General features: G+C 61.8%; 20 protein-coding genes. 6 read left to right on the top strand and 14 right to left on the bottom strand.

Annotated features, from left to right (window positions below):
- Nucleotides 1–52 precede the first annotated feature (52 nt).
- The 3 genes from C5J22_RS07330 to C5J22_RS07320 form a co-directional block, all read right to left on the bottom strand.
- Entirely contained in the window at nucleotides 53–778 is a 726-nt protein-coding gene (locus C5J22_RS07330) for an ABC transporter substrate-binding protein (protein WP_105437736.1), read from the bottom strand.
- A gap of 67 nt (nucleotides 779–845) precedes the next feature.
- Nucleotides 846–3,224, bottom strand: coding sequence for an EAL domain-containing protein (locus C5J22_RS07325; protein WP_105438103.1), 2,379 nt, complete (start codon nucleotides 3,222–3,224; stop codon nucleotides 846–848).
- Nucleotides 3,225–3,438: 214 nt separating this feature from the next.
- Nucleotides 3,439–4,044 (bottom strand): 50S ribosomal protein L25/general stress protein Ctc, encoded by a 606-nt coding sequence (locus C5J22_RS07320; protein ID WP_105437735.1) that lies wholly within the window; start codon nucleotides 4,042–4,044, stop codon nucleotides 3,439–3,441.
- 244 nt (nucleotides 4,045–4,288) lie between these two features.
- Between C5J22_RS07320 and C5J22_RS07315 the strand changes: the two genes are divergently transcribed.
- Nucleotides 4,289–5,734: a hypothetical protein gene (locus C5J22_RS07315; protein ID WP_105437734.1), complete on the top strand. Its 1,446-nt coding sequence runs from the start codon at nucleotides 4,289–4,291 to the stop codon at nucleotides 5,732–5,734.
- A gap of 138 nt (nucleotides 5,735–5,872) precedes the next feature.
- Complete coding sequence (locus tag C5J22_RS07310; protein ID WP_105437733.1) at nucleotides 5,873–7,936, top strand: bifunctional diguanylate cyclase/phosphodiesterase; 2,064 nt, start codon at nucleotides 5,873–5,875, stop codon at nucleotides 7,934–7,936.
- 8 nt (nucleotides 7,937–7,944) lie between these two features.
- On the opposite strand, the gene C5J22_RS07305 is transcribed toward C5J22_RS07310, so the two are convergent.
- The 10 genes from C5J22_RS07305 to C5J22_RS07260 form a co-directional block, all read right to left on the bottom strand.
- Nucleotides 7,945–8,202: a hypothetical protein gene (locus C5J22_RS07305; protein WP_037076303.1), complete on the bottom strand. Its 258-nt coding sequence runs from the start codon at nucleotides 8,200–8,202 to the stop codon at nucleotides 7,945–7,947.
- Between the two features lie 114 nt (nucleotides 8,203–8,316).
- The gene (locus tag C5J22_RS07300) at nucleotides 8,317–8,778 is read right to left on the bottom strand and encodes a hypothetical protein (protein WP_105437732.1); all 462 of its coding nucleotides are present in this window, start codon (nucleotides 8,776–8,778) and stop codon (nucleotides 8,317–8,319) included.
- A 63-nt stretch (nucleotides 8,779–8,841) separates the two neighbouring features.
- The gene (locus C5J22_RS07295; RefSeq protein ID WP_105437731.1) at nucleotides 8,842–9,774 is read right to left on the bottom strand and encodes a ribose-phosphate pyrophosphokinase; all 933 of its coding nucleotides are present in this window, start codon (nucleotides 9,772–9,774) and stop codon (nucleotides 8,842–8,844) included.
- Nucleotides 9,775–9,924: 150 nt separating this feature from the next.
- Nucleotides 9,925–10,695, bottom strand: coding sequence for a hypothetical protein (locus C5J22_RS07290; protein ID WP_105437730.1), 771 nt, complete (start codon nucleotides 10,693–10,695; stop codon nucleotides 9,925–9,927).
- An 83-nt stretch (nucleotides 10,696–10,778) separates the two neighbouring features.
- Complete coding sequence (locus C5J22_RS07285) at nucleotides 10,779–11,930, bottom strand: Xaa-Pro peptidase family protein (RefSeq protein WP_105437729.1); 1,152 nt, start codon at nucleotides 11,928–11,930, stop codon at nucleotides 10,779–10,781.
- 1 nt (nucleotide 11,931) lies between these two features.
- The gene (gene pgeF, locus C5J22_RS07280) at nucleotides 11,932–12,726 is read right to left on the bottom strand and encodes a peptidoglycan editing factor PgeF (RefSeq protein WP_105437728.1); all 795 of its coding nucleotides are present in this window, start codon (nucleotides 12,724–12,726) and stop codon (nucleotides 11,932–11,934) included.
- Nucleotides 12,727–12,859: 133 nt separating this feature from the next.
- Entirely contained in the window at nucleotides 12,860–13,960 is a 1,101-nt protein-coding gene (locus tag C5J22_RS07275) for a class I SAM-dependent methyltransferase (protein WP_105437727.1), read from the bottom strand.
- 15 nt (nucleotides 13,961–13,975) lie between these two features.
- Entirely contained in the window at nucleotides 13,976–14,800 is an 825-nt protein-coding gene (gene lgt, locus C5J22_RS07270; RefSeq protein WP_105438102.1) for a prolipoprotein diacylglyceryl transferase, read from the bottom strand.
- Between the two features lie 152 nt (nucleotides 14,801–14,952).
- Nucleotides 14,953–15,345 carry a VOC family protein gene (locus C5J22_RS07265; protein ID WP_105437726.1) on the bottom strand — a complete coding sequence of 131 codons (393 nt, stop codon included), beginning with the start codon at nucleotides 15,343–15,345 and terminating at the stop codon, nucleotides 14,953–14,955.
- 13 nt (nucleotides 15,346–15,358) lie between these two features.
- Nucleotides 15,359–15,649, bottom strand: a complete 291-nt coding sequence (locus tag C5J22_RS07260; RefSeq protein WP_046632997.1) for a helix-turn-helix transcriptional regulator — start codon at nucleotides 15,647–15,649, stop codon at nucleotides 15,359–15,361.
- 192 nt (nucleotides 15,650–15,841) lie between these two features.
- Between C5J22_RS07260 and C5J22_RS07255 the strand changes: the two genes are divergently transcribed.
- The 4 genes from C5J22_RS07255 (at nucleotide 15,842) to C5J22_RS07240 (ending at nucleotide 18,633) form a co-directional block, all read left to right on the top strand.
- The gene (locus C5J22_RS07255) at nucleotides 15,842–16,096 is read left to right on the top strand and encodes an accessory factor UbiK family protein (protein ID WP_037076291.1); all 255 of its coding nucleotides are present in this window, start codon (nucleotides 15,842–15,844) and stop codon (nucleotides 16,094–16,096) included.
- 866 nt (nucleotides 16,097–16,962) lie between these two features.
- Nucleotides 16,963–17,463: a YbjN domain-containing protein gene (locus tag C5J22_RS07250; RefSeq protein ID WP_046632999.1), complete on the top strand. Its 501-nt coding sequence runs from the start codon at nucleotides 16,963–16,965 to the stop codon at nucleotides 17,461–17,463.
- Nucleotides 17,463–18,281, top strand: coding sequence for a pyrroline-5-carboxylate reductase (gene proC / locus C5J22_RS07245; RefSeq protein WP_105438101.1), 819 nt, complete (start codon nucleotides 17,463–17,465; stop codon nucleotides 18,279–18,281). Before C5J22_RS07250 ends, proC begins: the two co-directional genes overlap by 1 nt.
- A 10-nt stretch (nucleotides 18,282–18,291) precedes the next feature.
- Nucleotides 18,292–18,633, top strand: coding sequence for a tRNA-binding protein (locus C5J22_RS07240; protein ID WP_105437725.1), 342 nt, complete (start codon nucleotides 18,292–18,294; stop codon nucleotides 18,631–18,633).
- A gap of 28 nt (nucleotides 18,634–18,661) precedes the next feature.
- Here C5J22_RS07240 and C5J22_RS07235 read toward each other — a convergent pair whose 3' ends face one another.
- Nucleotides 18,662–19,243 carry a DUF1349 domain-containing protein gene (locus C5J22_RS07235; protein ID WP_105437724.1) on the bottom strand — a complete coding sequence of 194 codons (582 nt, stop codon included), beginning with the start codon at nucleotides 19,241–19,243 and terminating at the stop codon, nucleotides 18,662–18,664.
- Nucleotides 19,244–19,258: the final 15 nt, after the last annotated feature.

The following is a 19,258-nucleotide window of genomic DNA, read 5'->3' as shown; positions in this document are numbered from 1 at the left end:
TTTCACCACCGCGAAACGCCGCCAAAGTCAACCGGTTTCAACGCCTGAGCCTCTATTGAGGCTCGCCGATGCCGTAGCGCTTCAGAATGACGGTCTGGATGCCGTCCTTGATGAGGCGGTCGAGACCTGCCTGCATCCTGACGATCAGTTCGTCGGGCACATCCGGATTGCACGCAATGCCGAGATGCTGTTCGGTGAACAGGACGACCTTTTCGATCGGCGTCCCGTCCGCCTTCAGCTTCTGATAGACGCCTTCCGACATGGGCATCATGTCGATACGGTCCTGCAGCAGCTTTCTGAGCGTCGTATCGACGTCGGCGCTGAGATCGACCTTCGGGAAACCGGAGCTCTTCAGAAGCCCCTCGGTGTAGTCGGCGCGATGGGTGCCGACCGTGTACTGCCTGGCCTCCTCCAGGGTGGTTGCCGCGACCTTCGAACCCGCATGGCGCACGAGAATGCTGCGGTCGACGAAAAGAGGCACGACCCATTTGAAACGCGGTTCGCGTTCCGGCGTGCGGGCGGCGGCGAAGACGCAGTGCATGGATTGCGTCTCGGCCATGGCGATGGCCCGGGCCCAGGGCATGATCTCCAGCGTGTAAGGCGTGCCCGCGTCCTGCATGATGATGCTTACCTGGTCGATGCCGACGCCGCGGTAGTTGCCGCCGGGCTCCTGGTAGCTGAAGGGCGGGTAGGACTCGGTCGAAAAGACGATGGCCTGCTGGGCATGGGCACCACACGCGAGGCTGAGGCTGGCAAGAAGCGGCGCTGCGATTTTCATCTGTCCCCCTTCCAAACGCATATGTTGTCATTTCTGACCCAGCATCTGGTCCGGAGGTGAGAACGTGTCAGCTCGCCATGGACTCGATTTCGGCCTGCCGGGTGGATAGGGCCGAGAGCAGTTCGGAAATTTCACGGGGCTTCGAGAAGAGATAGCCCTGCGCATAGTCAATGCCCATTTGCCGCAGCAACGAGCGCTGTTCTTCCGTCTCGACGCCTTCGGCGACGACCTTGCAGTTCATCTTGTGAGAAATAGCACTGATGCCTTCGACGAGCATCCTGTTCTTACTGCCTATGTCGCCCGTCTGTTCGGTGAGCGAATGGATGAAGGACTGGTCGATCTTGACGATGTCGACCGGGAAACGGCTCATATAGCTCAGCGACGAATAGCCGGTGCCGAAATCGTCGAGCGCGATGCGGCAGCCGAAGCGGTGGAGTTCGTTGAGAATGGTGCGGATCTCCGGGTTGTCGTGCATCAGCACGGCTTCGGTGATTTCCACCACCAGGCGCGACGGATCGATGCCGTAGCGGCCGAGCAGGCCGGCAAGGCGTGCCGGCAGGCCGGGCTCGAATTGCAGCGGCGAGAAGTTGACCGCGACATAGGTCTCGCCCATGCCGGGCAGGCGCGAGACGCGGGCGAGGTTCGCCATCGCGTCTTCCAGGATGAGGTTGCCGATCTGGCCGATCGAGCCGGTCTCCTCAGCAACACTGATGATGCCGGCCGGCGACAGCAGGCCCTTGCGGGGATGGCGCATCCGCATCAGCGCTTCGAAGCCAGAGGGGATGCCGGTCTCGATGTCGACGATCGGCTGGAAATGCGCCTCGAACCAGCTTGCGGCGATGGCGACCTCGATGTCGCTCTCGATCTCGGCCCGTTCCCGCGTCTGGTCGAGAATGGCGGGATCGTAGACCTGCGCGCCGTTCTTGCCGTCGCGTTTGCGGGCATACATGGCCATGTCCGACTTCTGCAGCAGTTCGGCGGCGCTGGCGGCATGGCTGGGATAGAAGGCAAGGCCGATACTGGCGCTCAACCGCACGCCGGTGCCCTGAATCCGGAAGGGAACCTCGAACATGTCGACGATCTTCTGGCTGAGTTCGGTCGCGCGGCGCTCGGCACCGTCCCCGGCAATCAGGATGGCGAATTCGTCGCCGCCGAGACGGGAGGCGGTATCGCCGTCGTTGAGCATCGGCTTCGTCCGTTCGACGAACTGGCAGAGCACGGCGTCGCCGGCTGCATGGCCGAGATTGTCGTTGATCGCCTTGAAGCGGTCGAGATCGACGAACAGGCAGGCGACCTCGGTGCGCGCCCTGTCGGCCTCGGCGATCTTCTGGTCGAGCGTCGCCTCGAATCCCTGGCGGTTCAGGAGCCCGGTCAGATGGTCGGAGATGGCCTGCTGACGGTTGCGCAGTTCTGATTGCCTGAGTTCCGTGACATCCGTCATGACGCTCAGCGAGCCGGGAATGTTGCCGCCGGCCGTGCCAAGCTCGGTCTCGACGATCAGCACGTCCATCAGGCGGCTGTCGGCGCACAGGAACCGGACCGTGACTTCGATCGCCGGGCCGCTCGGTTTTGCCTGCTGCTTGCGCCTTGCATAAATCTGGCGGTCAGCAGGGGCCACGAGTTCGGAAAAGGGATGGCCGATCACGTCTTCGCGGCGATAGCCGGTCGCGAGAAGCCAATAATCGCTGACCGCGGCGATCTGGTCGCCTCGGGTCAGCGAAAACAGCATGGCCGGCGTCAGGTTGTAGATTTCCGTGGTCTGCTGATGGGCGCGCTTCAGTTCGCGTTCCTCGCGCTCCAGCAGCGTCTGCATTTCGTTGAAGCTCTTCGCCAGCCGGCCCATTTCGTCGTTCGAACGCCAGTCGACATGGTGGCGTGAGCCGAGCCTGCGGGTCGCCTCGATCGCGGCGGTCAACCGCATCAGCGGCTTGATGACCATGACGCGATTGCCGAGGATCGCCGCGCCGAAGACCGTCAGGATGGTGATGATGAAGATGGAGATGAAGGCCATTTCCATCTGATGCAGGGCGGAGAACCAGCCGAGCTTCGGCACGTAGACGGTAATGCTGCCGACACTGCGGGTGCCCTGCTGCGACTTGTAGAAGATGGGCTCGGAGATCGCTTCCAGGCCGCGGAAATCGGCCGGATTGACGTCCACTTCGGAAATATTCAGCTTGCCCGTATTGTCGCTGATCTGCACGCCGTTGATGGCGGGATCGGCGATCAGCATCGAGGCGACCTGGTGGATGCTGTCGGTGTCGAGATCCCAGAGCGGCTTGCCGAGGGCCTGGGAATTGGTCACCAGCACGACATTGACATGTTCGCTGAGGTTCTTGGCGGCCTGCTGGGAGGAAAGCGCCAGGAAAAGCGTGAACAGCGGTGCGACGACGACCAGAAGGGCGCCTGAAATGATCGCAATAAAACGACTCTCAACGGAATGAGTCACCGTCTTCCCCGCATTCATCGTCTGGCTGCCGCCGGACTTTCCCCGTCATGCTGAAGTAGCGTGCATCGTTTCACCTATTCATTAAACTTCACTGAAACGACAATGCCAAGATTCCAACGAATTACGGAAGCAGCGTTACTAAACTGTATTCGATGGACAATAAAAAACCCGCTTTCTTGCGAAAGCGGGTCCCATTTCAAGAATTTCGGCCTGGTTATTCAGCAGAAGCCGGTTCTTCCTCGGTAACGCCTGCAGCCGGGGCGACGATCGTCGCGATGGTGAAGTCGCGGTCGGAGATGACCGGACGTACGCCAGCCGGCAGCTTGACGGCGGAGATGTGGAGGCTGTCGCCGATCTTCGCGCCCGTCAGGTCGACGGTCAGGAATTCCGGAATGTCGTTGGCCGGGCAAAGCAGCTCGACTTCGTGACGGACGATGTTGAGAACGCCACCGATCTTGATGCCCGGGGACTTCTCTTCGTTGACGAAGTGAACCGGAACTTCAACGGAAACTTCCGTGTTGCCCGAGACGCGTAGAAAATCCACGTGCATGGTGAAGTCGCGGACCGGATCGAGCTGATAGTCCTTCGGGAGGACCTGAATCTTCTCGCCGTTGACGTCGATCGTGGCAACCGTGGTCATGAAACCGCCGGCATGGATGCGCTTCGTCACTTCGTTGGTCGACAGAGCGATCGCGAGGGGGGACTGCTTGTCACCATAGATGACAGCAGGAATGAAACCGTTGCGGCGAAGTTCACGGGAGGACCCCTTACCTACCCGTTCGCGCGCCTCGGCCTTGAGCTCGTATGATGCGTGGCTCATGGCATATCCTTTCGAGGTTGTTTGGAGAGTTTTTCGCAAGCGTTGTCGGCTCGCGTCAAACTGAAGGGCATCATCCGATGCGCTTCATCCGCGTTGCCTCCAAGGGTGTCTACGCGGACCGGCGCGCTATAATACAATGAGCAGGGATGTGCAAGCTTTTCGGCCTGAAAACAAAGGACTTGCGCTTGACTTCGGCGGCCCGACTTCCATTTTGTGCCCGTTGAACGAGGGAAGGGCTTGATTCATGAAACGGACTTTGATCGCGGCCAGCGTAATGGCTGCGTCCTGCGTATACCCAGTTGCTGCGGCTGAGATCAACGACAGGGGGGCCCGCACCCTCAAGGAAAGCCTCATCCACTTTCTGCCGGATACGGTCAAGACTACGGGCTTCCTGACGGTGAAGCCGGCCGGCGAGCGATACGAGATCAGCTACGATTTCGCCAAGCTTCTGAAATCCATCAACAAGAAGAACTTCAAGATCTCCGGCCTGAAGCCGTTTTCGGTTTTCGCCGCACCCCTCGACAACGGCCAGTGGAAGTTCAACAGCGACAGCGACATGAATTTCACCGTGCAGGGCAAGATGCCCGATGGCAAGCCGACGAACCTCAACTACTCCGTCACCGATATGGTGTTTTCCGGCATTTTCGATCCGGCGATCAGCTATCTGCGGTCGGGTGAGGCGACGTCCGGCCCGATCCGCATGGTCTCGAAGAGCGGCTCTGAAGAGGTCGAGGCGAGCTTTGCCGGCATGAACTATTCACTGGCGTCCACGGCGAGTGCGGCACCCGGCGGCACGGATTTCACCGGCAAGGGCTCGTTCTTGCGCTTCTACGAACGGATCGCGACGCCGGAAACCCCGCCGATACAGATCCGCGCCGAAAGCCTCGATTTCGACGTCGGCGTCCAGGGCGTGATGGCCGAGAAAATCCGCGCTCTCGTCGCCTTCATGCTCGAACTCGTCAACGACGAAAAGCCGTCGCAGGCCGAGATCACCAAGCTGAAGGATCTCATTCGCGGCGCGATGCCATTCTTCACGGCGCTTTCCGAAAAGATCAGCTTCAACCAGTTCACCGTGGCAAGTCCGCTCGGCGATTTCGGCGTCAACAAGCTCGACTATACGTTCACGATGAGCGAGCCCGCCGAGGCAACCCGGATCGGCTTCGGTGCCCGCATCGAGACCATCTCGACGCCGGACGGCATCATTCCCCCGCTCTATGCCCAGTTGGTGCCGGACATGGCGGAAATGGAATTCGGGGTCGCGGACCTCAACTTCCAGCGCTTCGTCGACACCTTCATGGACATCGACTTTTCCAAGCCGGACCCGTTGCCGGATTCGGAGGGCGAGCGTCTCGGCAAGGCCTTTCTCAATGAGGGACAGCTGACCCTCGATTTCCCGCGGATTGCCGCGAAATCCGCTCTCTACGACGTCGAGGCCTCCGGCAAGGTCAAGGGTTATCCGGACGAGAAGGAACGCTACACGCTCGAAACCTCGATCCTTGCCCGCGACATCGACAAGCTGATCCAGTATTTCCAGGCCGCCGCCAAGAGCGACCCCGAATTCAACCAGGTTTCGTTCGCGATGATGATGGCCAAGGGCATGGCGAAGACTGAACCGGACGGCCGCCTGCGCTGGGACATCAAGTTCGAGGACGGCAAGAACTTCAGCGTCAACGGGCAGCCGATCCAGTGATCTGACGACCCGCCCACACCTTCTTATGCCGGCTGTACGTTTGCTAGTCAGCCGGCATTTACCATCCCAAGGAACGTTTCGAACATGTTTCGGTGCTAGCACTTCTCAATCAAAACAGTTGAAAAGTATCAAGCATTCATGTTTCGCGTTTTCTCCTGCATCTTCGTCGAGCACGATCTTCGCTATGTCGCCTGCGCGGTCTTGATATGCGTGATCGGATCCTTCCTGACCATCCGGCTCTTTTCCAGAGCGCGGCGCGGCGGCGGGATCGAAAAGGTCATCTGGCTTTTCCTGACGGGCTTCATCGGCGGTTCGACCACCTGGACAACGCACTTCCTCGCGATGCTCGGTTATCTCGGAGGCGGGCAGGCGGGATATGACCCGACCCAGACGCTTCTGTCTTTCGTGATCGCGGTGGCGAGCGCCACGATCGGCTTCGGCGTTGCGAGCTATGGCGGCCGTTCCCTGCTCGCGGAGGCCGGCGGCGTCGTCATGGGGCTCGGTATCGCGGCGATGCATTACACGGGCATGGCCGCCTACGAGGTGCAGGGCGTCATCGACTGGAACCAGTCCTATGTTGTCGCCTCGCTCATCTTTGCCGCCGTGCTCGGCGCTCTGGTAACCAATCGCGTTGCGCACCCCGTGACGCGGTTCTGCAAGTACGGTTCGGTCCTGGCAATGATCCTTGCGATCGCCACCACCCATTTCACCGCGATGGGGGCGATCGAGGTCGTTCTCGATCCGCGCGCGGTCCTGCCGAATGAGGTCGTCCCGCCGGTGGTGCTGGGCTTCGCCGTGCTGTCGCTGATGCTGATCCTGCTGGCGCTGACGGCTGCCACCTATCTGATCGATGCCCGCGTGACCAAGGCTGCCGTCGAGCAGTATCGCCACCTTTCCCTGCACGACGCTCTGACCGGCCTTGCCAATCGCGCCGCATTCAACGAGCAGCTTGCGGAGATCGCGGCGCGACCGGCAGACCTAGCCGCTAGCATCGCAGTTCTCTCGCTCGATCTCAACCGCTTCAAGGAAATCAACGACGTCCATGGCCATGCCGCTGGCGATGAGGTGCTGCGCGCGATCGGCGGCAGGCTTGCCGAGGCGGCAGGTGAGGGCGAATTCATCGCCCGTGTCGGTGGCGACGAGTTCGTCGCGCTGAAACACATGTACTACCGGCGCTCCGACGCGATGCTGCTCGCCGGCCGGCTGCTTGCGGAAATCTGCAAGCCGGTCGAATGGAACGGCAACACGCTCACCGTCGGTTCGAGCGTCGGCATCGCGCTCTATCCGGGGGACGCAAAGACGGTCGACGATCTTGTGGCCCAGGCGGATGTCGCCATGTACCGCGCCAAGCAGTCGGGCGACAATGCCATCCGCTTCTATGACTCTTCGATGGACCAGGCGGCCCGCGAACGCAATGCACTTGCCATGGACATGCGTTCCGGGCTCGTGGCCGGCCAGTTCGAGCTCTATTACCAGCTTCAGAACGATACGTTCTCCGGCGAGGTCATCGGTTTCGAGGTTCTGTTGCGCTGGAACCACCCCGTTCGCGGACTGGTGTCTCCCAACGAATTCATCCCGATCGCCGAGCGTACCGGCTTCATCGTCGAGCTTGGCGAATGGGTGCTCCGGAGCGCCTGCGCGGAGGCGGCGACCTGGAAAAACCCGTTCGGCTTCGCCGTCAACGTCGCCGGCCAGCAGCTTGCCGATCCGCAATTCCCGAACAAGGTCCGCGACATCATCAAGGAGACGGGGCTGGATGCGGAGAGGCTCGAGCTTGAGATCACCGAGTCCGGCATCATCGCCGATCATCAGCGGGCGCTGCAGACCGTGCGCCACTTGAAGAGCCTCGGAGTGAAGATCGCCATGGACGACTATGGCACCGGTTATTCGTCGCTTTCGACGCTGATGTCCTTCCCCTTCGACAAGATCAAGATCGACCGCACCTTCGTGGACGGGGTCTCGGACAATTCCCAGTCGGCGGCGATCGTCCGCTCGACCCTCATCCTCGCCTCGAGCCTCCAAATACCGGTGCTTGCCGAAGGGGTGGAGACGGAGGCGCATATGGCCTTCCTGCGCAAGGAGGGCTGCATGCAGGTGCAGGGATACCTTTTTGGCAGGCCCGGCCCGAGGGCGCTGATCGAGCATCTCGTCAATGGCGAAGCCGGCGGCGAAATCCGATCGGCGGCCACCAAGGTCGCCTGACCTCGGCGTCAGCGCCGGGGTTCGCCACCTGGGGCATAGACTGTCTTCTGCTCGAAACGGAACTTGTGGCCACACTGGCTGCAGCGGATCATGTATTTGCGCGGATCGGTCGAGGCGAATTCCGTCAGAAAACCTTTCGGCAGCTCATCGATGCGGAAATCGCGATTGCCCTGCCGCCTGTCGTCGGTCTCGGAAACCTCGGCGAAACCGACATTGCCGCACTGGGAACATTCGAGCTTTCGGGAATAACGGTCGCGAGCGGCCATGCTTGTCTCCTTCTTCGGGGGGCCTTCTAGCCGAAGCTTTGGCACAAAGCAAAACGCCGGAACCAGGTTCCGGCGTTTTCCATCGGTGATTTACAGTTACTTCAGGCAGGCCCTCTAGCGGCGGCACTCGCCGGACGCGACGACGCTGTAGCCGGCGTTTGCCGCTTCGCAGGCGTTCGGGAAAGTCTGTGTGCGTCCACCCTGCTGGCCGCAGACGGGGCGGTACTCTCTCGTGCAGAAGCGAGGCTCTCCGGGTCTTCCGGGGCGGCCAGGCTGGTTCCAGTCCGGACGATCCGGGCGGTCGGGACGATCGGGCCTGCCAGGCTGGTTCCAGTCCGGGCGGTCGGGTCGTTGCGGGCGATCCCAGTCGGGACGGTCCGGCCGACCGGGGCGACCCGGAGTTCCCGGGCGATCCCAATCCGGGCGATCAGGCCTCTGGGGACGGTTCCAGTCCGGCCGCGGCCGTTCCGGTGGGTAATAGCCGCCAGGCCGGCTGCTGCTATCGACGCATGCCGACAGCAGCGGGATCAGAAGGAAAATGGCCAGTTTCTTCGACAGGCCGATCAAGGAAGACATCGCGACTCACCCTCAGTTTGCGTTCGGAGGCGAGTCTATCCAAATACTTGTGGCAGAAGAAGGTCAGTCGAACAGGCTGGAGACGGAGGATTCCATTGCCGTACGGTTGATCGCCTCGCCAAGCAGGTTGGCGGTGGTGATAACCCGGATGTTGTGCGCCGACTGGACGGCCGTGGTCGGCTGGATCGAGTCGGTGATCACCAATTCCTTGAGCTTGGAAGCAGCGATGCGGGCAACCGCGCCGCCGGAGAGCACACCGTGGGTGATGTAAGCGGTGACGCTGGTGGCGCCGTTTTTCAGAAGCGCTTCGGCCGCGTTACAGAGCGTGCCGCCGGAATCGACGATATCGTCGATCAGCAGGCAGTCCTTGCCGGAGATGTCGCCGATGACGTTCATCACTTCGGACTCGCCGGCGCGTTCGCGGCGCTTGTCGACGATCGCCAGCTGACAGTCGATGCGCTTGGCGAGCGCACGCGCTCGAACCACGCCGCCGACGTCGGGCGAGACGACCATGACGTTGTTGAGGTCGTAGTGTTCCTTGACGTCACGGGCGAGCACCGGCACCGCGAAGAGATTGTCGGTGGGGATATCGAAAAAGCCCTGGATCTGGCCTGCATGCAGGTCGAGCGTCAGGACGCGGTCGGCGCCGGCCTCGGTGATCAGGTTGGCGACGAGCTTCGCCGAGATCGGGGTGCGCGGGCCGGCCTTGCGGTCCTGGCGGGCGTAGCCGAAATAGGGCAGAACCGCGGTGATGCGCCTGGCGGAGGACCGCCGGAACGCATCGATCATGATCAGCAGTTCCATCAGGTGGTCGTTGGTCGGGAAGGACGTGGACTGGATGATGAAGACATCTTCGCCACGCACGTTTTCCTGAATTTCAACGAAGATTTCCTGGTCTGCAAATCGCCTTACGCTGGCTTTTCCGACTGGAACATTAAGATAGCTGCAGATCGCGTCGGCGAGATGCCGGTTCGAATTGCCTGCGAAAACCTTCATTGCGGTCCGCCTGTTTTGAAGCTGGATGCGGGCCTTTTACCGCCGCGGCCTTCGAATGCAAGTGCGTTTCGCACCCGCTCACTCTTTTTTATGAAGAAACTGTGACCCGTGGCTTTTGAGGTTCAGTCCAGGATCGGTCGGCCGGACCGCTCAGCCCTGGGATTGGCGCCAGGCCACATAGTCGTGGATCGTCTTGGCGGCGATGGTCTCCATGGTCGAAGCGGGGACCGACGTCCAGGGGTCCTGGCCGCTGCCGGGCACGCTTTCCTGTCCCTGCATGCGGTGCAGCCGCGCGCCGGAACCGTCGAGAATATCCCAGACATAGACGATGGTGACCTTGCCGCTGTCGGAGAAGGCGGAGAAATAGCCTTTTAGGATGTGCTCGGTGCTGCTGTCGCTCGACGGCCGGATCGTCAGCCCGTTGGCGCGCGCCTGGGCGCCGAGCTGGCGCGACAGCGGCGTCACCGCCTGGACCGGAGCGCCGATGATCGGCAGGAAGCGGACGGTCGGACCGGACGCGGGCGGTAGCGAGGCGTTCTGCTGTTGACCGGACTGTTGCTGCTGGGGCGCGGGCTGCTGCGCCTGAGGTTGCTGCGCTTGGGTCTGCTGTTGGCCCTGGTTCCCCTGGCCCTCCCATTGCGGCGGGGCGCCGGAGGAGGAGGGCGAGACGGTGCTGCCGGATTCCAGCGCCCGCGCCTGGGCTTCGAGTGTGTTCTGGGGGCCGGAGCGATATCCGCCGCTATAGGTTTCCGGCTGCGCGGAGCTCGCCATCCGGTCGGCTTCGGCCTGGGTCACCGGCGAGGAGGCCCTCGCGCCGCCGCCGCCGACATTCGCCTGCGGCGTCAATGCTTCCGTCGTGTTGCAGGAGGCAAGCGCGAGTGCCAGCAGGGCAGCGGACAGCAGTGTTCCGAAAGGCCGCATATCCGTCTCCCCTGCCGTAGATTCCTCGGCCGGAGCTTAGGGTTGGCGTTCCCAACCTGTCAATTGCCTGATTTTCGTAGCGTTCAGCGCTGAATGAGCTCCAGGGTGTGGCGGGAAAGTGGCTGCGGATCGCCTTCGGTCGTCAGGTAGGTGTGGCCGAGGGTCATGGCGGCGCCGCTGTCGGAATCCATGATGATCATGTGCACGAACAGCGTCATGTCCGGCAGGATTTCCTGCGGATTGCCGAAGTGGAACATCTGGTGCTCCATCCAGGAAGGCGAGAACCGCGCGCCGAGCGAATAACCGCAGGCGTTGAGGCGGTGGCGCGACAGGCCGCGCTCGTCGAGAATGCGGGCATGGGTGTCGAAGACGTCGCCGAAAGTCTGGCCGGGGTGCAGAACCTCCTCGATCGCCGTGATGGTTTCGAGGCAGGCCTTGTGGAGCTCGCGGTGGCGAGGCAACGGTTCGCCGACGATGACCGTGCGCATCATCGCCGCGTGGTAATGCGCGGCCGCACCGGCCCATTCGAGCGTCAGCTGGTCGGTCGCGTCGAGCTTGCGGCGCCCGGCCTTGTAGCGGCAGAGCAGCGCGTCGGCGCCGGAGCCGATGATGAATTCGTTGGCGGGATAATCGCCGCCGCCGAGAAAGACCGCACCCTGCATGGCGGCGAGGATTTCCGCCTCGTCGCCGCCGGCCTTGATCAGCGGCAGCGCCGCATCGAGCGCGTCGTCGGCAAGCTCGGCGGCGCGCCTGGCATAGGCGATCTCCGCCGGGCTTTTGACGAGGCGCAGCCTGCTGACCAAATAGGAGGCGTCGCTGATCTGGCCGAAGGTTGCGAGTTGGTTGTCGAGCAGGCGGGCGACGCGGCCGGTCATGCCGTGGGTATCGTATTCGACGCCGATCCTGGCGCCGAGCAGGTCCATGTCGCTCAACAGGTTCTTGAGGTCGAGCGTCGGGTCGGCATTCACCCGGTCCACCCAGACGACGATGTTCTCGACGGTCGAGGTGTGGCGGGCCTGGCGCAGGTCGGCCGAGCGGGTGAGCAGCGTCATCGCCCCGTCCGCCTTGACGATCAGGGTCTGGAAAAAGCAGTAGCCGAACGTGTCGTAGCCGGTCAGCCAGTACATGCTTTCCTGCGCGAAGATCAAAAGCGCATCCAGCTTGTCGGCGCGCATCTTCTCCGTCAGCCGCGTCAGCCGGTCGGCGTATTCGCTCCTCTCGAAATGCAGGGCCATATCAATTCTCCCGAAGTGCGATTGCTGAAATCTGGCGGCCGTAATCCGGCTCTTTGGCATGGGTGGTGCGGCGGTAGGAATAGAACCGTTCCGCATCCGGATAGGTATCGAGACCGAGGCTCTGGGCCCTTACGCCTGCTGCCGTCAATCGCTTGATGGTCAGCGACGGCAGGTCGAACATAGAATGCCCCGCACTCGATGACGGCGTGAAGAAAGCCCCGTAGGAGGGATCGTGGCTCAGGAACCGTTCGACGAATTCCGGTCCGACCTCGTAACTTGCGGGGCCGATCGAGGGGCCGAGGACAGCGGTGATGTTTTCGCGCGCCGCACCCAGCGAGACCATTGCCTCAATGGTGTTTTCGAGCACGCCGGTCAGCGCACCCTTCCAGCCGGCATGGGCCGCGCCGATCACGCCGTTCTCGCCGTCGGCAAACAGGATCGGGCCGCAATCGGCCGCGAGCACACCGAGTGCCACGCCCGGAACACTCGTCACCATGGCGTCGACCTTCGGCCGTTCGCCGGCATAGGTTTCGTCGACGACGAAGACGTCGGGCGAATGGATCTGGTGCACGGTCGCCAGCTTTTCGAGCGGCAGGCCGAACCAGGCTGCAACGCGGGCCCGATTCTCGGTGACCCTCGCACGGTCGTCGTCCGAGCCGATACCGACGTTGAGGCCGGCATAAAGGCCTTGCGAAACGCCGCCCCGGCGGGTGAAGAAACCATGGCGGATACCGGCGCCGGCCCTGTCGTTCAACAGGGGGCTCTCGATCGGCTCCGGCAAGGGTATGTCCTGCATCGGTGTTATCTATCCCGTTGATTTGAAGAGGTTTTGGGCGCTCTCTCAAGGCCTGCCCGCTGCTTCGATCTAGGGCGAGAGTGGCGCAAGAAAAGGGCGGATGTCAATCGGTTGATGAATTGACGGCCGCGGTTTACTCCACCGCGCGAAACGGCATCAGCTTCAATGCCGGGCTCGATACCGCGATGACTTTGAAGAGTTCGCCCATCTTGCCGGCCCCTTCGCCGGCCAGCCGGTCGACGGCGGCAGCGATCAGGCGCTGCTCGGCAGGCTCCTTGTCCTTGGCAAGCGCGTTCGCCCGCTCGGCAAGGCCGAGGCCGAAAAGAAAATCGCCCTGATGCAGGCCGCCGTTCAGGTGAACGCCCGTGGAGACGGCAATGCGCGCGAGGTCCTCGAAATCGACATGGCTGGTCAGATCCGCTTCGCCGGGATTTTCGAGCGGCGGATCGTAGTCGTGGTGGCGGATGGCCTGCAGCGTATCGCCGAAACCGGTGACCAGGTGGCCGTAGTCGATGATCAGAGCCGTGCCGCCAAAGGTCCGCAGGCGTTCGCACAGCGTCAGCATCACCGCCTGGCGGGCGGGGGAAAGTTCGAAGATCGTACCGTCGGGAATGCCGGCGACAGGCGAGGGCAGCAGCTGCGGGTCGAGCGTGGCGATGCCGACGGCAAAACCGAGTTCGTCCTCGGCGTTGAGGCCGACGAGACGTTCGCGAAAACCGGTCGGCGTCTTGACGAACTGGCGGATCGGGATCGCGTCGAACAGCTCGTTGGCGGCGATCAGCGTAAAACCTTCGGGAATGTCCTCGAAACTGTCATGCCAGGAGATCTTGGTGGAGAAGGCTTCGAGCGTGATGCGCTGGACGCCGCGCAGACGCTCGCTGGTCTCGACCAGATGCACGTGCAGATCTTCGAAAAACCGGGGCGCGATGCGTTTGATCACCCGCAGCATGTCGGCCATCATCGTGCCGCGGCCGGGGCCAATCTCCACCAGCCGGACGCCCGTGGGCGTGCCATGCTGCTGCCAGGCATGCACCATGAAGACGCCGACCATCTCGCCGAACAACTGGCTGATCTCCGGCGCGGTGATGAAGTCACCATGGCGGCCGAAAGGTTCGCGGGTGCGATAATAACCGTATTCCGGATCGGCGAGGCACAGCGCGAAATAGTCGGTCACGCTGATCGGGCCGTTGGTGCGGATCAGGGTCTTGATCTTTTCGGTGAGGGGGGTGCTCAACGGCCTTGCCTCCCCTCAGGCCTTCGCCGCGGACGTTACCGCCGCGCGGGCACGGAGAATGGCCCAGACACCCGCAGCGATCATCGGCAGCGACAGCACCATGCCCATGGTCAGCCAATTGGTGCCGAGCAGATAACCGAGCTGCGCATCCGGTTCGCGAAAAAATTCCACGAAGATGCGGCAGAGCGCGTAACCGACGACGAAGGTGCCGGCGATGGTGCCCGGGACCTTCAGCGCCTTGAAACGGAAGATCAGCAGGGCAAGGACGAGGACGAGTACGATACCTTCGAGGCCTGCCTCGTAAAGCTGGCTCGGATGGCGGGAGAACGGGCCGCCGGTCGGGAAGACGACCGCCCAGGGCGCGCTGCTGAGGCGTCCCCAGAGTTCGCCGTTGATGAAATTGGCGATGCGGCCGAAGAGCAGGCCGAAAGGCACGACGGCGGCGACCGTGTCGAACATGCTCCAGACGGGAATGGCATTGCGGCGGGCGAAGATGATCATCGCGATCGTCGCGCCGATGAAGCCGCCATGGAAGGACATGCCGCCGTTCCAGATCTCGATCGCGCGGATGGGGTTCGCGGCCACGGCCCCCATATCGTAGAACAGGATATAGCCGATGCGGCCGCCAAGCACGATGCCGGCTGCGACCCAGACGAGGAAGTCGTCGAGTTGGACGGCCGTGATCGGCGACTGGCCGTCTTTCCACAGCGAGCCGTTCGTCGCCAGCCGACGCGCATAAAACCAGCCGAGCAGGATGCCGGCGACATAGGCGAGCCCATACCAATGGACCGCCAGCGGTCCGATGGAGAAGGCCACCGGATCGATATTCGGGAACGGCATCAGAGCGAAAAGATGAAGCGCTTCGTACAAATTACAAGGTTCTCATACAAACCGAATTGTCGCGGAACATGGCGTTGCGCTCATCGCCGGTCAAGGCGAATCTCGGGGATTGCGCCTTTAACCCCAGTGAAGTTCGGCGATTGCCGGGAACCTCAGTTATCCTTCATCTGTATCAACTGAATAAGGTTTCCGCAGGTATCGTCGAGCACCACCATACGGACAGGGCCGGCATCCATCGGTTTCTGGGTGAAGGAGACGCCGAGCGAAACAAGCCTCTCATATTCAGAATCGATGTCGTCGACCTGGAACGAGGTTGCGGGGATGCCGTCCTCGACGAGCGCCGCCTTGAAGGGCCTAGCGGCGGGGTGTTCGCTCGGTTCCAGAAGCAGCTCGGTCCCTTCGGGATTTTCGGGCGAGACGACCGTCAGCCAGCGATGCTCCCCCATGGGGATATCGTGCTTCACCTTGAACCCCAGCACGCGTGTGTAGAAATCCAGGGCTTTCGATTGGTCGTCCACAAGGACGCTCGTGACGTAGATTCTCATGGAAACATCCTTTCTAGAGATGGTGGCGGAGCCACAGGTCAACAGCCTCTCGCAGCGGACCGGGATCGAGAGAATGGATCCTGGTCCGGCCTGACCATTCGACACGAACCAGTCCGGCTTTTTGCAGCATGTCGATGTGCTGGGTGATCGCCTGACGCGAAAGTGCCATGCCGTTCTCCGCGAAAAACAGAGCGCAGATTTCGAACAATGACTGGCCAGGGCGTTCGCGCAGGCGATCGATGATCTTGCGACGAGTGGGATCGCCAAGCGCTTTGAAAATGTGATCGAGATCGTCATCGTTCATGGCATCGAATATGCAATAAAATTATTGCATGTCAAGGAAGGGCTCGACCGTGCGGCAAGCGGACGATTTGTCCGAGACGGGGCGAGCGGTACCTCGGATGATGCTTGCAAGCGGCCCGCACAGGCCCTACTTGATCCCTATGGACATTCGCCGGCCCGGATTGCCGGCCAGACGATATGGGAGTTCAAAACCATGGCAACCGGCACGAACCGCATTCTCGACGATTTCGCGCGGCTGATGACCGATGCGGCCGGCGCTGCCCAGGGCGTGCGCAAGGAGGTCGAAACGGCATTCCATGCCCAGGCCGAGCGGTTTCTCAACAATATGGATGTGGTCAAGCGCGAGGAATTCGAGGCCGTCCGCGAAATGGCCGCCCGCGCCCGCGACGAGAACGAGGCGCTGAAGGCGCGGATCGAAGCGCTGGAAGCGAAGCTTTCGGGACAGTGACCTGCGTTTCCCGGGGATGATCAGCCTCTCTCCCGTAAAATCTGGCACTCAGCTTGTCAGCTAAGGTACTGTTTTTTCTTCCTCTCCCCAAGGGAAGAGGAAAGGCAGCGCACCTGATACCTTCCCCGTCCCTTCGACCCATGCCTACAATCCTCCCGCTTCCGTCGCCGGAGTGTTTCGCGAGACGTTCGCGGGCAGGCGGAGGCCGGCGCTTTCATTGGAACCGTAACGTGCGGGGATGGTGGAAGAGGTGAAAGCCATGGAGTGCAAGTCGAAAGACGACCATTCCTATCAAGCCTCCCCCGGACAGCCATGTCCGGTTCGGTTGAGCCGTGCAAGTGGCAAGGTTTCCCGAAAGGAAACCGTGAACACAGCCACGCAGCGAGGCGAGATGATCACCTGTAGGGGCCGGAAGCCCCGAAAAGACGCCGAAGGCCACGCGAATGCGGAGCCACCATTAAAAAACCAATCGAGGTTCCGCATTCGTGTGGGCTCTCCGTTCGTACCGTGCCGAACAGATTTTCGGCGCGGGCGCAGGTGTTGAAATGAAAAAAATGACGCCCTGTGGACACATTCAAAAAAGCCAGTGTCCAGAGTCGCTTATGACTCCGTTCTGATCTCCGCTGCGAACCATGTTTGGAGTTTTGCCCATGTAAAAACCGAGGAAGGGGCTGGCAGCCGGACTCCGTCTAGGTACACTGATTTTAAAGGATGATTCGAAACGGCTTGGTAAGCTCCAGACAGGGTGACTGCGTTATTCTGGAAGCGTCGGACGATCATCGACAGTGTTGTTCCCGGTTAGTGTTCGCGTGTTTTTGGCGTTTTACCGCACGAATTCGCATTCATTCCGGTCAAGAAGGTGCCGCATGACGCTTATGGAAATGGAAATCGAACGCCAGTCGAATCCGGTCGATATGATCGAATTCGTTGCTGCCTCGAACGATTGGACGTTCGAACGGTCGGGTGAAGACGAGATCGCCATGACCGTGGAAGGCCGCTGGACGGACTACCATGTTTCCTTCTCCTGGATGGAGGAGTTCGAAGCGCTGCATCTCGCCTGCGCTTTCGACCTCAAAATTCCCGACGCCCGCGTCAACGAGGTCATCCGCCTGCTGAGCCACGTCAACGGCCAGGTGCTGATGGGCCATTTCGACGTATGGCGCCAGGAAGACGTCGTCATCTTCCGGCAGTCGCTGCTGCTGGCCGGCGGTGCCGAACCCAACAACCAGCAGGTCGAAGTGCTGCTTTCGAGCGCCCTCGACGCCTGCGAATCCTATTACCAGGCGTTCCAGTTTGTCGTATGGTCGGGCATGGAGGCGAAAGCCGCCATGGAAGCCGTTCTGTTCGAAACCGTGGGCGAATGCTGATGGCATTGGGTCATTTGGGATCCATCATTCTGATCGGCGTCGGCAATATGGGTGGCGCCATGCTGTCTGGCTGGCTGAAGAAGGGCGTGCCCGGCACGTCCGTGACGGTCATCGATCCGTCGCCTTCGGACGCCATGAAGACGATGATCTCTGAGGCCGGCGCGCGTCACTTTGCGTCGGTGCCCGATGGTGCTTCCGCCGACATCCTGTTTCTTGCCGTCAAGCCGCAGCTCATGGATGCGGTCCTGCCGCCTCTGAAATCTGTCGTAGGGCCCGGCACGGCGGTGGTTTCGGTCGCCGCCGGCAAGACGCTCGCCTATCTCGAAAAACATCTCGGCGAGGCGGCCATGGTGCGCGCCATGCCGAATACGCCTGCCATGATCGGCCGCGGCGTTACCGGCGCCTATGCCAATCCCAAGGTTACCGACGCCCAGCGCGAAACGGTGCAATCCCTGCTCAAGGTCAGCGGGCCGGTGGAATGGGTTTCGAGCGAAGCGGATATCGACGCCGTGACCGCCGTTTCGGGCAGCGGCCCGGCTTACGTGTTCTATCTCGTGGAGTGCATGGCGGAAGCGGGCCGGAAAGCAGGCCTGCCGGCGGACCTCGCCATGCGGCTTGCGCGGGAAACTGTCTCGGGGGCTGGTGAGCTCCTCTACCAGTCCCCGGACGACGCTTCCAGACTTCGGCAGAACGTCACCTCGCCGAACGGCACGACGGCTGCGGCACTTGCCGTGCTGATGGCCGACGACGGCATGCAGCCGCTGTTCGACAAGGCGATCGCGGCTGCCCGCGACAGAGCCGAAGAACTCGGCGCCTGAGTGAATTCGAATGGCTGAGAACATCACCTATTCCGACTTCGAAAAGGTGGACATCCGCGTCGGCACGATCATCGAGGTCGAGGCGTTTCCGGAAGCCCGGAAGCCCGCCTTCAAGCTGAAGATCGATTTCGGCCCGGAGATCGGCATCAAGAAATCCTCGGCGCAGATCACCGTGCATTATACCCCGGAAACGCTTGTCGGACGGCAGGTGCTGGGCGTCGTCAACTTCCCGCCGAGGCAGATCGGGCCGTTCCGCTCGGAAGTGCTGACCCTCGGATTCGAGGACGAAAACGGTGCAATCGTGCTTGCCTCCGTCGAACAGCCGGTGCCGAACGGCCGGAAGCTGATGTAGCCCGGGCGCTGATCCGCAGTGCGGATTGTCAGTGGATATCGCGGCTGTCGACCTCAGTCAGCCTGAACGACCGGAACTCGACCTCGAAGCCTTCGCGTTGCGGCGAGCAGAAGGTCATGCCGATAGAGAGGTCGGTGAGTTCGGGTGGGAAGAAAGCGAGCCGCGCCATTCGCCAGTCCGGCTGGGTGTCGGTTCGGTACTGGACGAAGAGGGCGTCGCCCATGCGGGTGACGCGGACGGAGATTTCCTCGAAATCGTCGGTGAGGCGGAAGGCGGACCAGTCGGAGTGGCCGTTGGTCACCACCACGCTGAAATGGCGGGCGCCGTCGGTGAATTCGACGCCGCATTTCATCCAGTGTTTTTCGTCATGGCGGATCATCAGGCCCGCCTGGTCGTAGAGCGCCTCGTAGCGGCCGACGAAGGAGGTTTCGGCGGTGAAGTCGCCGCTTCGGATCCGATGGAGGAAGTGGCCGCTGTCGCGGTGAAAGCCGTAATAGGTGCCCTGCCAGAAGTCGGTCTCGAAGCCGGAGCGGGCGGCCAGACTGCCGTTCTCTTCACGGCTTTCCGGCGGCGGGTTCAGCCAGGTCATGTGGGACAGGTCGATCGGCATCGGTTCCTCGAAAGA

This window comes from Neorhizobium sp. T25_13 (assembly GCF_002968675.1).
GTDB lineage: Bacteria > Pseudomonadota > Alphaproteobacteria > Rhizobiales > Rhizobiaceae > Neorhizobium > Neorhizobium tomejilense.
Note: the sequence above shows the minus strand (reverse complement) of the source record. Positions and strands in the feature narration are given on the sequence as shown.

Coding starts and splice junctions, on each gene's coding strand:
- C5J22_RS07300 (WP_105437732.1), bottom strand. CDS start 8,778: ATGTCTTCCTTGATCGGCCTGTCGAAGAAACTGGCCATTTTCCTTCTG.
- lgt (WP_105438102.1), bottom strand. CDS start 14,800: ATGCCGTTCCCGAATATCGATCCGGTGGCCTTCTCCATCGGACCGCTG.
- C5J22_RS07250 (WP_046632999.1), top strand. CDS start 16,963: ATGACGCTTATGGAAATGGAAATCGAACGCCAGTCGAATCCGGTCGAT.
- C5J22_RS07260 (WP_046632997.1), bottom strand. CDS start 15,649: ATGAACGATGACGATCTCGATCACATTTTCAAAGCGCTTGGCGATCCC.
- C5J22_RS07240 (WP_105437725.1), top strand. CDS start 18,292: ATGGCTGAGAACATCACCTATTCCGACTTCGAAAAGGTGGACATCCGC.
- C5J22_RS07295 (WP_105437731.1), bottom strand. CDS start 9,774: ATGAAGGTTTTCGCAGGCAATTCGAACCGGCATCTCGCCGACGCGATC.
- C5J22_RS07265 (WP_105437726.1), bottom strand. CDS start 15,345: ATGAGAATCTACGTCACGAGCGTCCTTGTGGACGACCAATCGAAAGCC.
- proC (WP_105438101.1), top strand. CDS start 17,463: ATGGCATTGGGTCATTTGGGATCCATCATTCTGATCGGCGTCGGCAAT.
- C5J22_RS07290 (WP_105437730.1), bottom strand. CDS start 10,695: ATGCGGCCTTTCGGAACACTGCTGTCCGCTGCCCTGCTGGCACTCGCG.
- C5J22_RS07305 (WP_037076303.1), bottom strand. CDS start 8,202: ATGGCCGCTCGCGACCGTTATTCCCGAAAGCTCGAATGTTCCCAGTGC.
- C5J22_RS07310 (WP_105437733.1), top strand. CDS start 5,873: ATGTTTCGCGTTTTCTCCTGCATCTTCGTCGAGCACGATCTTCGCTAT.
- pgeF (WP_105437728.1), bottom strand. CDS start 12,726: ATGCAGGACATACCCTTGCCGGAGCCGATCGAGAGCCCCCTGTTGAAC.
- C5J22_RS07320 (WP_105437735.1), bottom strand. CDS start 4,044: ATGAGCCACGCATCATACGAGCTCAAGGCCGAGGCGCGCGAACGGGTA.
- C5J22_RS07285 (WP_105437729.1), bottom strand. CDS start 11,930: ATGGCCCTGCATTTCGAGAGGAGCGAATACGCCGACCGGCTGACGCGG.
- C5J22_RS07255 (WP_037076291.1), top strand. CDS start 15,842: ATGGCAACCGGCACGAACCGCATTCTCGACGATTTCGCGCGGCTGATG.
- C5J22_RS07315 (WP_105437734.1), top strand. CDS start 4,289: ATGAAACGGACTTTGATCGCGGCCAGCGTAATGGCTGCGTCCTGCGTA.
- C5J22_RS07330 (WP_105437736.1), bottom strand. CDS start 778: ATGAAAATCGCAGCGCCGCTTCTTGCCAGCCTCAGCCTCGCGTGTGGT.
- C5J22_RS07235 (WP_105437724.1), bottom strand. CDS start 19,243: ATGCCGATCGACCTGTCCCACATGACCTGGCTGAACCCGCCGCCGGAA.